Consider the following 13,603-nt stretch of genomic DNA (forward strand, 5'->3'; position numbering starts at 1 on the left):
TCGGTCCTGATTCAGTTGGCGCTGCCCCGGCGTTGCGCGGCCTGGCGCAGCTGCTCGCGGAAGCCGCGGGCGGTCTGCGCGGGCTTCTCGGCCGGCACCAGGTCGCTGGCGCGCGGCGCCCACAGCGAGGGCTCGCTGAGCAGGCCGTCGGCGCTGAGGTTGGCCCGGCCGTGGCGGCCGAGGATCCAGGCCATTTCCCGTTCGCTGGCCTGGCGGCTTTCGGCCACCGCCTGGGATACGTACTGGCCGGGCACCAGGCCCAGGCCGGCGCCGAGCGACTGCGACTCGACCTCGGGGGTGACGAACAGGTCGGCGCGGTTGCCGTCCACGTGCCACATGGACTGCATGAGGCGCTGTTCGATGCGCTCGACCTCCGGCAGCACGAAGATCGCCGGCTGCAGGTCGAGGTTGACCGGCGGCGGCGCGCGGTCGCCGGCACGTGCGCCGAAGTAGGGGCCGGCCGGGGGTTCGATGTACGGCGAGGCGATGTCCAGGGTGAGGACCAGCTGGGCCTGGTCGGTGGCGCCGGCGAGGTCGGCGACGGTGTAGGTGAAGATGTCCTGCAGCACCTGGCCCAGGCCGGCGGCGGCGAGCACCTCGGGGTTGGTCATGTCGATGCTGTAGGTGTAGCTGCCGTCGGCGTTGAGGGTGAGGACGCCGTAGCGCCCGGCGAGCGCCTGGCCGATGGCGCCGGCGCTGCCGCTGCCGTTTTCCGCGCCGGCGCGCACGCCGACCACGGTGAGGGCGTCGCCGCCGTCCACGTCGCTGTCGTTGGGCAGCACGTTGCCGCTGGCCTGGGGCGCCACCACCTGGTCGCTGGCGACGTTGCCGTCGTCGCGCGCCACCGGGTTGTCGTCGGCGCCCTGGATGACCACGGTCAGGCGCGCATCGGAAGTGGCGCCGGCGGTGTCGCGCATGCGGTAGGTGAAGACCTCGCGCAGCGTCTGGCCTGCGGTGCGCAGGGCCTGCACCACGGGGTCGGCGTTGTTCACCTCGTAGCGGTAGCTGCCGTCGGCGTTGAGCAGCAGGGTGCCGTAGCGGCCCTGCAGCACGCTGCCGGCATTCGCCGCGGCGCCGGTTTCGCTGCTCACCGTGAGTACCTGGCGCGTCTCGCCGTTGGCCACGCCGTCGACGTCCTGGTCGTTGTCCAGCACGTTGCCGGTGGGGTTCACCCCCGGGGTGCCGTTGTCCACCCCGCCGGCCTCCACGGCGATGGCGCTGTCGTCCCGGGCGATGGGGGTGTCGTTGGCGCCGTGGATGACGATCACCAGCTGGGTGCTGCTGGTGGTGAACCAGCGGTCGGCGATGGTGTAGGTGAACACGTCGGACAATGTCTGGCCGGCGATGCGCAGGGCCTGCACCTCGGGGTTGGCGTTGTCCACCCGGTAGCTCCAGCTGCCGTCGGCATTGAGCGTGAGGGTGCCGTAGCGGCCCTGCAGCGGCACGCCCACCACGCCGTCGGGCGGGGTGCTGGTGTCGGCGCCGGTGCGTACCTCGGTGACGGTCAGCGGGTCGTTCTCCAGGTCGGTGTCGTTGCTCAGCACGTTGCCGCCGGGGTCCACGCCGGGGACGTTGTTGTTCAGGCCGCCGGCCTCGGTGGCGTCGCCGCTGTCGGGGTTGGCCACCGGCGGCGAGTTGAGGCCGAACACCACGATGTGCAGTTGCGCCAGGTCCACCAGGCCGCCGCCGTCGCGCACTTCGTAGGTGAAGTAGTCGCTGAGGGTTTCCAGCAGGCCCAGCTCCTGCACGGCCGGGTTGCTGTTGTCGACGTGGTAGGTGTAGGTGCCGTCGGCGCCGATGATCAGTTGCCCGTAGAGGCCGTCGACGATGGTGCCGTTGGCGTTGCTGGTGCCGGCGTTCACCGCCTGCAGGGCGCCGCCGGCGCTTTCCTGGCCGCTGCGGATGCCGCTGACGTTCTTGCTGTCGCCGGCGTCCACGTCGGTGTCGTTGTCCAGCACGTTGCCGCTGGGGTCGACGCCGTCGCTGATGTCCGGCTTGGCGGCCAGGGCGAGGTCCAGGTCGTCGTTGGCCACCGGGGTGTCGTAGGCGCCGCGGATGGTGAGGGTGAGCTGGGCGACGTCGGTGGCCCCGGCGGTGTCGCGCATGCGGTAGCTGAAGGTCTCCACCAGCGTCTCGCCGGCCTTGAGCGCCTGGACCCGGGCGTCCTGGTTGTTCAGCACGTAGCTGAAGGCGCCGTTGGCGCCGAGGGTCAGCACGCCGTACTGGCCGGCGATCACCTGGCTGCCGTTGACCGCGGTGAAGGTGCCGTTGGAGGCCTCGGTGCCGGTGCGGATGCCGTCGACCGTCTTGCTGTCGCCGGCGTCCACGTCGGTGTCGTTGGTCAGCAGGTTGCCGCTGGGGTTGCTGCCCGGGGTGCCGTTGTTCACCCCGCCGGCCTCGACGGCCTCGGCGCTGTCGTCCACCGCCAGGGGGTTGTCGTCGCGACCCTGGATGGTGATGGTCAGGGTGGCGGTGGTGGTGGCGCCGGCCAGGTCGCGCAGGGTGTAGGTGAAGACTTCCTGCAGGGTGTCGCCGGCGGTGCGCAGGGCCTGCACCCGCGGGTCGGCGTTGTTCAGCACGTAGCTGAAGCTGCCGTCGGCGTTGAGCGTCAGGGTGCCGTAGGTGGCGGCGAAGGCGCTGCCCACGGTGCCGATGCTGACGCCCTGGCGGAAGCCGGCCACGCTGAGCACGTCGCCGGCGTCCACGTCGCTGTCGTTGCCCAGCACGTTGCCGCTGGGGTTGCTGCCGGGCGTGCCGTTGTTCAGGCCGCCGGCCTCGATGGCGGTGGCGCTGTCGTTCTGCGCCACCGGGGTGTCGTTGGCGCCGCTGATGGTGATGGTGAGGGTGGCCTGGTCGGTGGCCTGGGCGGTGTCGATCACCGTGTAGGTGAAGGTGTCGACCAGCTGGTCGGCGCTGCTGCGCAGGGCCTGCACCCGCGGGTCGCTGTTGTCCAGGCGGTAGCGGTAGCTGCCGTCGGCGTTGAGCGTCAGCCAGCCGTACTGGCCGCGCAGCTCCACGCCCAGGCTGCCGGCGCTGCCGCTGCCGGACTCGGCGCCGGTGCGCACGGCGCTGACGCTGGTGGTCTCGCCGTTGGCCGGGGCGTCGACGTCGCTGTCGTTGCCCGGCCCGGCCGGGTCGGTGAGCAGCACGTTGCCGCTGGGGTCGACGCCCGGCTGGTTGTTGTTGATGCCGCCGGCCTCCACCGCGGCGGCGCTGTCGTCGCGGGCCACGGGGTTGTCGTTCTGGCCGTGGATGACGATCAGCAGGAAGGACGGCTCGGAGACGCCGCCCACACCGTCGGTGAGGGTGTAGGTGAAGCCCTCGAACAGGCGGTCGGTGTCCAGCCGCAGCGCCTCGACATCGGGGTTGGCGTTGTTCAGGGCGTAGCTGTAGGTGCCGTCGACGTTGATGGTCAGGGTGCCGTAGGTGCCGACGATGACGGTGGGGCCGGTGCTCGACAGCGGCGTGCCGTTCACCGTGGCCACGCTGATCGGTTCGCCGTCCGGGTCGGTGGCGTTGAGGGTGATGTCGCCGCTGGGGTCGCTGCCGGGGGAGCTGTTGTTCACCCCGCCTTTTTCCACCGCGGTGGCCACCACCACCTGGGCCACCGGCGGGTCGTTCACCCCGCGGATGGTGATGACCAGCTGGGCGCGGTCGGTGAGGCCCTCGGTGTCGGTGATCTCGTAGGTGTAGATGACCTGGATGGTCTGCCCGGCGGGCAGGTTTCGGATGGTGATGTTGTCGCTGTTGACGTCGAAGGTGAAGGAGCCGTCGGCGCCTATGGTGAGGGCGCCGAAGGAGTCCGGGTCGGTGACCTGGGCGCCGTTCTGCTCGGCGTAGGTGGCCTGGATCACGGTGCCGTTGCTGGTGGAGGTGCTGCCCGCCGCCACCAGTGTCATGCCGGGGTTGGACAGCTCGGTGGCCGAGCTGATGCCGGTGACGTGCAGGTTGGTGTTGGGCCGGTCGACGCGATCGACGTCATTGTCCACGCCGTTGCCGCCGGGCTGGGTGACCGGTCCCGGGCGGCTGGGGAAGAGGATGACGTTGCCGCTGGGGTTGCTTTCCAGCGTGGGGTCGTTGGTGGCGGCGGCCTGGGCCGAGGCCTGGTCGTCGCTGGCCACCGGGTTGTCGTGGGCGCCGTCGAGGGTGATGCGCAGCTCGGCCAGGTCGCTCAGGCCGCCGGCGTCGGTGACGCGGTAGGTGAAGTATTCGAACAGCTGGTCGCCTGGCACCAGGCGCTGCACCTCGGTGTTGTCGTTGTCCACCACGTAGGTGTAGCTGCCGTCGGCGTTGATGGTCAGGGTGCCGTAGGTGCCGGCGATGACCGCCGGGGTGCCGTCGACGACGTCGGTGATGCCGCCGGAGGCCGATTCGCGCAGGTTGCGGATGCCGGTGACGGCCTTGGTCTCGCCGTTGGCCAGGCTGTCGACGTCGGTGTCGTTGGTCAGCACGTTGCCGCTGGGGTTCACGCCCGCGGTGCCATTGTTCACCCCGCCGGCCTCCACCGCGGTGGCTTCGTCGTTGACGCCCACCGGGGTGTCGTTGGCGCCGTGGATGGTGACGGTGATGGTCGAGGTGGCCGTGGCGCCGGCGATGTCGCTGATGGTGTAGGTGAAGGTTTCCGTCAGCGTCTGCCCGGACAGCCTGAGCGCCTGCACCGCCGGGTTGTTGTTGTCGACGATGTAGGTGGTGCCGCCGGCGGCGGAAATGACCAGCGTCCCGTAGGTGCCGCCGACCAGGGTGAAGGCGTCGGCCGGCACGCTCTGCTGGGTGCCGCCCTGGGGCCCGGCGCTGATCACCCGCAGCACGTCGTTGTTGGTGGCGATGTCGACGTCGGTGTCGTTGGTCAGCACGTTGCCGCTGGGGTTGCTGCCGGGGGTGCCGTTGTTGGTGCCGCCGGCCTCGACGGCGTCGGCCGTGTCGGGGTTGGCGACGGGGGCGTCGTTGACCGGGTCGACGATGATCTGCACCTGGTCGGTGTCGATCAGGGCGTCCTGCGGGTTCTGCCCGGGGATGCCGTCGTTGTCCGCGTCGCCGAAGTTGCCCTGGTCGTTGGTGACCATGGTCAGGGTTTCGCCGTCGCGGAAGGTGTTGAAGTCCTGGTTGCCCTTGTAATAGACCTGCGACAGCAGCACGTTCAGCTGCTGCAGGGTGCCGGTGAGCACCAGGGTGTTGCTGGCGCCCCCGGGCGGCGTGGCGTTCGGCGCCGGCGCCGTGGCGCTCTGCCAGAGCACGCCGTGCTGCACGCTGAGGGTGATGCTGAGGATGCCGCTGCCGGCGTCGGAGTCGGCCACGGCCAGGCCGCCCAGGTGCAGCACCGTGTCTTCCTGGCCGTGCTGCCCGGCGATGGTATTGACCGGTGCCTCGTTGATGTGCACGTAGCCGGCGTCGGCGGTGCCGCTGGCGCCTTCGCCCAGGGCGACGTTGACGCTGCCCAGGCCGCTGGCGCTGGTGCCGGTGTCGGTATCGATGCGCACGTGGAAGCGGTTGCTGGCGCTGAGCTGGAAGTTCTGCGGCACCACGATCAGGTAGTTGCCGGCCGGCAGCAGGGCGAACTCGTAGTGGCCGTTGGCGTCGGTGAGGGTGCTGAACACGCGGTCGTCGCCATTGCCGAAGACGCCGTCGGCGCCGGCCCAGGTCAGCTGCACGGTCAGCCCGGCGAAGCCGGTGCCGTCGGGCGTGGTGCTGTTGTCCGCCGACGGGGTGTCGTCCCACAGGGTGCCCTGCACCAGGCCCAGGCCGGCGCCTTCGCTGAGCACGTAGTTGTTCAGCCCGGCGGTGCCGTCCTGGCCGGTGCGCTCGCCGTCGGCGCTGCCGCCGGTGCCGGGCAGCGAGCCGCCCCAGCCGCCGGTCTCGAAGGCGGTCGGCAGGCTGGTCCAGGTCAGCACCGCGGCGCTGGCCGCGTTGTCCGGGACCACGGTGTTGGGCACGGTGACGGTGTAGATCAGCTGCACCTTGTCGCCCACCGCCAGGCGGTCGAAGTCGATGGCGATGGCGCCGTTGGCGCTGACGCTGACCCCCGCCGGCAGGTTGGCCAGGTTCAGCGCCGTGCCGTTGATCAGGATGCTCTGCACCTGGTAGTTGCTGCCGTTGGGGAACTGGTCCTGCAGGTGCACGTTGTAGGCCGGTATCTCGCCGTTCTGGGTGAAGCTCACCGAGACCGTGGTGGTCGTGGTGCCGACGCCCGGCAGGATGTCGATGACCTGCTTTTCCAGGCCGGTGAAGCCCGGCTCCACCACGCGCTCGAAGAGGATGTCGCTCTTGCCGCGGTCGACGTCCTCGCCGGGCAGGCCGACGTGCTCGAAGGCCTGCACCCCGAGGCTGGCGGTGCTCCGGTTGCTGGCCACGTTGGTGACGCGCACGTTGAACTCCAGCACCACGCCTTCGATGTCGGCGTCGTTGGTCTCGGTGTTGGTCAGGTTGCCCAGGTTGAAGGTCGCCGTCTGGCTGCCGTCGGGGTTGGTCACGATGGTCACGCGGCTGCCGTCGAACAGGCCGCTGGGCACCACGCCGCTGAGGTCGGCGTTGAGCGGCTGGGCCACGGCGCTGTTCTGGTTGCCCTGCATCCAGATGCTGCCGCCGGTGACCAGGGTGGCGTCGCTGGACAGCCCGTTGAGGTTGCTCGACACCAGGGCGATGAGGATGTTGTTCAGGTCGGCCGGGATGAACTCCAGCCCGGCGGCCAGTTCGATGCGGATCTGGTAGTTGGGGTTGTCGCCGGTGGGCACCAGCACCGCCACGCGGTAGCGGATCACCTCGCCCACGGCCACCGTCTCGGTGATCCCGGAGGTGTCGGTGGCGCCGCTGCCGTTGGTGGGCGGCGGGGTGTCCTGCATGCCGCCGACGTGGGAGATGCGGATGCCGTTGCTGACCGGGAAGGGCAGGATGGAGTTCAGCCGGTAGTCGTTCAGGCTGCCGCCATCGAGCAGGCCGTCGGCGCCGGTGCGTTCGCCGGCGTTGGCGCCGTCGAGGCTGGTCCACTGCACCTGGGCGACGTTGTTGAACACCGCCTGGCCGGCGGCGCTGGCGTTCACCGTGCCGCGCAGGTGCAGGACGATGCTGCCGCCCTTGGCGATGTCGATGTTGGCGCCGCTGGCGGTGACCAGCTGGCCACCCTGGATGACGAAGTCGACGCCGCCGTTGTTGGTGGCGCCCGAGTAAATGACACCGGTGATGGTCACGCCGTCCAGCTCGCCGGGCAGGGTGTCCAGCAGGCTGATGTCGAAGGCGGCATAGTCGTTGGCGCCACTGCCGTTGCGGATGGTGATGGTGAAGTCCACCACGTCGCCTTCGTCGAAGCCGCCGAAGTCGGGCGTGGTGTCGACGGTCTGGGTGACCTGCAGGGTGGGCTCGCGCAGGGTGACGGTCGGCGCGCCGCCGCTGAGGTCGACCTGGCGGTCCAGCGGCGTGGTGCCGTTGGGCGTGTCGCCGTCGGGGTCCTGGTAGTGCAGGTTGGCGCTGTTCTGCAGCGACTTGTTGGCCTGGTTGCCGATGACGTTGCTGGCCACCAGTTGCACGCGGATGACGAAAGTGTTGTTGCCGGTGTTGTTGTCCGCGCTGGTGGCGAAGGCGCTGAAGCTGAAGCGCGCGTCGACGCCGTCGGCGCCCAGGGTGCCGCCGACGCCGGCGATGCCGCTGATCACCACGTTGCCGGCGAAGTCCTGGGCCAGGCTGCCGCCGCTGCCCGCGGCGGTGAGGATCAGCTGGTAGCCCAGGCCGCCGTTGAAGCTGGTGTCCAGGCGCATGCCCGGCGGGATCAGGTCGTCGATGCTGAGGTTGCCGGTGCTGCCCTCGGGCAGGCGCACGACGATGTCGTAGAGCATGCTCTCGCCGACCACCAGGTTGCTGCCGGTGGTGTGGCTGGCGCTGGAGTCGCCGTCGTCCAGGCTGCCGCCGGCGAAGACCTTGCTGATCACCGGCGCGGCCACCTGCTGGTTGGCCAGCTCGGTGAGGTCGGCGCCGGGGAGGAAGTCGCTGCCGCCCTCGACGCTGGCGTAGTGGGACAGGCTCGCAGTGCTCTGCAGGGTGCGGTTGGCGGCCACCGCGGTGTTGACGGTGACGTCGTAGGTGATGACGACGATGTTCTGCCCGCTGTTGTCGGCTGCGGTGCCGGCCCGCCCGGGCAGCAGCGTGGCCACGGCCCCGGCGTCGAGGAAGGTGATGGTGTTGCCCGAGACGCTGTAGTCCACGTTCAGCTGCAGCAGGGTGCCGTCGCCGCGGTAGATCTGCAGGTTGGCCGCGGCCAGGCTGCCGCCGACGAAGGCCAGGTCCGGCGGCAGGGTGATGCTGGTGACCACGTCGAAGGCGCCGCCGCCGCCGCTGTTCTCGATGGCGGTGGCCAGGCGCAGGGTGTCGCCGGCGTCGATGCCGCTGACGTCGCCGTTGATCGCCGCAAGGTCGGTGACGTTGCCGCCGAAGGGCTTGCCGCCGGTGCCCGGCGCGGTCCAGGTGCCGCTGGTGCCGGTGACCGTGCCGTTGCTGCTGGAAACCACGCCGTGCCTGATGTCCAGCACCGGCTCGGCGATGGACACCACTTCCTCCACGTCGGAGGACACCAGCGGGGTCTGGCTGATGGTGGTGGTCTGGCTGGACTGCGCCAGCACGTCCAGCGAGCGCTGGTCGGCGAAGGGCTGGTCGCCGACGCGCAGGGTGAAGGTGACGACTATCCTGCCGCCGGCGGTCTGGCTGATCTGGTAGTCGCCGAAGTCGAACACGATGGAGTTGCCGGGGCCGGCGGACACCGTGACCGCCCGTCCCGGGTCGCTGTCGCCGGCGCCGAAGTTCCACTGGTTGAGGCCATTGCCCTGGGCCAGGGTGCCGAGGCCGCTCACGTCCAGCAGCGGCAGCGGCAGGTAGGCGGTGAGCTTGAAGTTCTCGTAGTCGCCGGTGACCAGGTCGTAGGACAGCTGGAAGGTCACCAGGTCGCCCGGGCGCAGTTCGCCGGAGGCCGGTGGGGTGCCGCCGTTGACCTGGACGATGTCGATGTCCACCTGGCTGGTGGCGATGGTGCTGCTGGTGCTGGAGCCGTCGCTCTGGTCGCCGCCGATGTTGACCACGTCCTCGAGCACGGTGGCGGTGACGGTGGCGTTGTTGCCGAAGCTGTCGCCTTCGTTGATCTCGCTCTGCGGGTAGGTCGAGGTGTAGGCCTGGTTGATGAAGACGTTGTAGCTGATCACCGCGGTGGTGGCGGCGGTCTGCACGTCGTCGAAGGCCAGGTCGCCGAACAGCGCGCCGAGCAGCTCCGAGGCCTGGCGCAGCGACTCGCCGATGTCGATGACGATGGTGGTGGTGCCGTCGGCGTTGGCGGTGGCGGTGTAGAGCAGGTTGATGGTGCCGGTGGCGCCGTTCTGGCTGACGGTCATGGTCAGCGGGCCGGTCAGCGTCTGGCCGTCGGCGAGGGTGTCGGTGATGGTGAACTGGCCTTCGCGCAGGAGGTTCTCGCCGAAGGCGAAGTAGTCCGACAGGGCCACGTTGAGCACGTAGCGCAGGGTGTCGCCCGGGCTCAGGCCGGTGGTGCCGACGTCGGTCTGCAGCACCGCCTGCTTCTGCAGGGTGATGGCCTTGGCGACGAACTCGCCGCCGGTGCCGTCGCCGGTGGCGCTGAAGTCCACGTCGGTGGCCGGCGGCGTCAGGTCGCGCGGGTCCAGCGGCGTCCACTGGCCGGTGGCGCTGGGGGCGCCGAAGTCGATGGTCACCGGGTTGCCGGTGGCGGGGTCGAGCACGGCGTTGCCGTCGGCGCCCACTTCCGGCACGTAGAAGGTGACGGTGGAGGTGGTCGGGGCGCTCAGGGTGGCGTAGGTGATGCTGTAGGAGGTGATGAAGATGCTGTCGCTGGCGATGGCCGCGGCGATCGCCGCCGGGTTGGTCAGCACGGTGCCGTCGAGCAGGGTGATGGAGGTCAGGGTGCCGCCGGCGCCGGGGGTGATGGCGGTGACCTGGACGTCGCCCGGCACGCTCTGGGTGACCACCACGTTGTGCAGCGTCTGGCCGCTGGCCGGGGTGACGGTGACCGTCTGGTTGTGGGTGAAGTTGGGGCCGGTGGCGGTCTCGCCCTCGGTCATGTCGATGTTCTGGGTGAGTTCGACCAGGGTCGGGTGGACCAGCACCGTGTGCAGGCCGGCCTCCACCACGCTGGGGTCGACCGTGGGGTTGTTCAGCGAGTCGTTGCCGTACTCGAAGCCGCCGCGGGCGCCGATGGTCAGGTCCGGGTTGCCGCCGGTGAGGCTGGTGTCGGCCAGGTTGCTCAGCCGCGCGGTGATCTGCAGGGAGATGGTCGGCTGGTCCTGGGTCACGCTGGCGTAAGGCACCTGCAGCACCACCATCTGGTCGCCCGGGCGCATGCCGACGCTGGCGGCGGTGATCACCAGCGGATTGCCGTCCAGTCCCTTGGCCAGCGGGTGGGTGGCGTTGCCGTTGGCGTCGAAGGTGACGACGAAGGATTTCACCGGCTGCCCCAGGTAGGTGGCGCTGACGAAGCTGATGCCGTCGTCGCCGTCCTTGCCGGTGGCCGGCAGGAACAGGTCGACGTAGGGGGCATAGCCGACCTGGCTGGAGGCGTTGCTCAGGTCGACGGTGAAGGTGAACTGGTCGCCGATCAGCACGTCGCTGTCGGGCATGCCGATGCTCACCGTCGGCGCGGCGTCGGCCAGCAGGCCCTGGAAGCTGGCCAGGGTGCTGGCGGACAGGGCGATGCTCTTGTCCAGGTCGCCGTGGCGTACCTCCAGGTTCCAGTCGCCGCCGGCCGAGCCCGCCCCGGTGGCGTTGCTGGAGGCGCCGACGTCAGCGCCGGTCCATTGCGCCAGGCGGTCGACCAGGGCCTGGCCGGCGGAGCCGGCGCCCACGGCGCAGCCGTAGAGCTGGATGTCCGCGCCGGCCTGCAGTTCGCCGCGCCAGCCGCTCAGGGTGCTGCCGAACTGGTCGAGGTTGGCCGCGGTGAAGGTCTGGTTGCCCAGGGTGAACTGGCCGGAGGCGCCGTGGGAGAAGATCTGGATCGAGTCGACCTTGCCCAGCTGCGCCAGGGTGGCGCTGATGGCGGCCAGGGCGTCCTGGCCGGCGTCCACCACCAGGGTGGTGACGTTGGCGGCGAGGTTGGCGGTCAGCTGTTCGCGGTTCTCCACCCGGCTGTCCAGCACCACCAGGGTGCGCGACTGGCCCGGGGCCTTGGCTGCTGCGGCCTGGGCGTCCGGGGTGCTGGGCGTGTGGCTGGCGTCGGCCTGGCCGGCCGGGTCGGTGTCGTGGTGTTGCTGGTCGGCGGCGGATGCGGCGGCGCCATCGAAGAGGATCCTGGGCTCCAGCGCCAGGGCCTGGCCACGGGGACGGAAAGCGGCAGCCAGGCGGCTCGGTTTCGGCATGTCCATACGAATACCCACATCGGAAATCGTCAGCGATCGAAAACAACGCCCGGACTTCTAACGCGAGCATTTCCTGGCCCTTAGCCTAGTCAGGAATCGTGAAGTTGCTCAGTTTTGTTACATCAATTCCTTAAGGAAGTTTCTGAGGTATATGCATTAGATGAATGAGTGCCCGTAGAAGCATTTCATGACTGAATGGTCATGTTTGCGCGCGGCCTCTAGGACGGGCCTCCCTGCCGGCCGAGGAGGGTGATGGGCGCGCCCCCGGCCTGTCTGTTTTCATTTGGCGACAAATTAAGTTAAGTGGAATGCTTTTGAGCTAGGCTGACTCCGTTGACGCTCAGGGGGCGCCCATGACCACTACCCCACACCGCATGAGCAAGTGTTGAGTCGCTATCCCAGTGTTCGAGCGTGACTGGAGCTATTGGGTAACCTGGGACGTGCAGCAGCCACGCTGGACGCCTATGGCCGTGGCCTTGCACATTACTTATTGCATTGCGAAGGGAGTGAGGTCGAGCTCGAGTCCGCGACATTGGAACAGGTCTCGCTCTACATCCGTAAGCTGCTGCCTGGCGAAAAGAATGCAGTAGCAAATTCGACCCTGCACCAAAGGCTTACCGCCATCCGCTTGTGGTACGACCATCTGGTTTTCCAGGGACTTTGCAAGCAAAACCCTGTACCTCGTGGATAACATGGTCGGCTTCTTCAAGTGCCTGGTCATGCAGGGTTTGTCAGGGGCTTGGTTCCGCGGCTCATTAAGCTGCCCGACATCCTCACTGAGGATCAGTCGGCAAGGTGTCGCACGGTTTGGCTGCCATGGGGATTTTGGCGAAACCTCTGCGCATGCGAGGCTATACCGGATGGCGGGAGAAAAGCATCGCAGGTATCGCCGCATTGCTCGATGAGCGAACTGGGGAAAAAGTTAGCTACTTATTCCCGTTTCGAGGCAAGCGCATAGGCTCCAGTGTCATCAATGGCACCATCATTCCAATGCTATGCGCCAAGGCGGGCGTGCCACTGGAGGATAGTCGCGGGCGAATCACCAGTCACCGAGGACGAGCTTCCGCGGAGACAGCGCTTGCCAGCGTCCCTCAAGTCATGTCGCTGATCGAGTTGATGCAGTGGTCAGGACATGGTTCGCCAAATTCGACGATGCATTACATTCGAATTCGGCCTACCAAGCTGGCTGCGTCTTTTGTTAAAGCCGATCAAATGGCCCATATGGTCTCGGTCTTGATCGACCATGACGTCATTGCTCGCCATTCCGATGAGCCCTACACCTTCTATGACCTGGGTGACTCGTATTGCTCAAATCCGTTCTGGAGCAGTTGTCCACACCGCATGGCCTGTGCCGGGTGTGACTTCAACTTACCGAAAGCGAGCGCAAGGGCTCAGGCATTGGAAGGCAAGTCGTCTATCGGTCGGTACTTGGAGTCTGTGCCTCTGACCCCTGATGAGCGAGCCATTGCCGAAGGCGACTTGGAAAAGCTGGAGAGTGTCATTCGTAAGCTCGATAACGTGCCCACCCTGGATGGCAGGACACCAAGCGAAACTGGGCTTAAGAACCAGAGTGGTTGAGATGCCATATTCCGCTTTTCGACTCTGGAAACGGCAAGTACTGGACTGCCTCCGGTACGAAAGACATCCCCGGCTTACGCTTTGGGCTCCCTTCTTCTCAAGGCATTTCCTGAATCAGATCGCAAGACGTTTCCCAAATATTCTTTTAGCAAAATTTTGCCATTGAAGAAATTATACTGGGTAGTAATTATCAACCCCCAATTAATTCCTCAGGCCTGCCTAGGTTGCCGCCTTTCGTAATTTCAGACGAATCCTATAGAGCGTTCTGGTGATTGCGGCTTAATTTATTGCATAGAGGTAACTGCGATTTCAGGCCATTGCGCGTCATGGCTGTTGTTAATTCCCAACAGCAACTCGTACGTGCATGGGAACAAGGGACTGTAAAGCAAGATCAAGATGCCATTTTCACAGTGGAAGGTATGGACCTGTCGATGGTCTCGCAGATGCTCAATCGAACGCCTCAGCAAGGATCGCTCCATGGCCCAGTTCACTCGCCTCCGCCTCAATCCGAATCGCGCCCAGCCCCTGATCGAGTTCCGCCTACTGCTCGGTAGCGGCGCCCGCAACATCGACAGCCTACTCAACCAGCAAATCCTGCCGGTGCTCAGCCAGCAACTGCTGCAGCGCCAAACGACGGCCGTCACGCACGGCTACAGCGCTGATGACGGTATCGC

Annotated in this window: 3 protein-coding genes and 1 pseudogene; 3 read left to right on the plus strand and 1 reads right to left on the minus strand. The window is 67.6% G+C overall.

Going from position 1 to position 13,603, the window contains the following annotated elements:
- Positions 1-11: 11 nt before the first annotated feature.
- Positions 12-11,357 carry a VCBS domain-containing protein gene (locus CHC02_RS25495; RefSeq protein WP_089394187.1) on the minus strand — a complete coding sequence of 3,782 codons (11,346 nt, stop codon included), beginning with the start codon at positions 11,355-11,357 and terminating at the stop codon, positions 12-14.
- 409 nt (positions 11,358-11,766) lie between these two features.
- Here CHC02_RS25495 and CHC02_RS30640 point away from each other — a divergent pair.
- The 3 genes and pseudogenes from CHC02_RS30640 to CHC02_RS25510 all read left to right on the plus strand — a co-directional run.
- Positions 11,767-12,133: pseudogene (locus tag CHC02_RS30640) on the plus strand (site-specific integrase); the annotation flags it as partial.
- Positions 12,134-12,194: 61 nt separating this feature from the next.
- Positions 12,195-12,929, plus strand: coding sequence for a site-specific integrase (locus tag CHC02_RS25505; RefSeq protein WP_342351723.1), 735 nt, complete (start codon positions 12,195-12,197; stop codon positions 12,927-12,929).
- Between the two features lie 477 nt (positions 12,930-13,406).
- The coding region (locus CHC02_RS25510; RefSeq protein ID WP_141137699.1) for a hypothetical protein at positions 13,407-13,603 on the plus strand (197 nt) is incomplete at its 3' end.

Origin of the sequence: Pseudomonas delhiensis, from assembly GCF_900187975.1 — a bacterium.
GTDB classification, from domain to species: Bacteria; Pseudomonadota; Gammaproteobacteria; order Pseudomonadales; family Pseudomonadaceae; genus Pseudomonas; species Pseudomonas delhiensis.

Bases quoted from the DNA above. Each gene is read 5' to 3' on its own strand.
- CHC02_RS25495 (WP_089394187.1), bottom strand. From the start codon at position 11,357: ATGGACATGCCGAAACCGAGCCGCCTGGCTGCCGCTTTCCGTCCCCGT.
- CHC02_RS25505 (WP_342351723.1), top strand. From the start codon at position 12,195: ATGCGAGGCTATACCGGATGGCGGGAGAAAAGCATCGCAGGTATCGCC.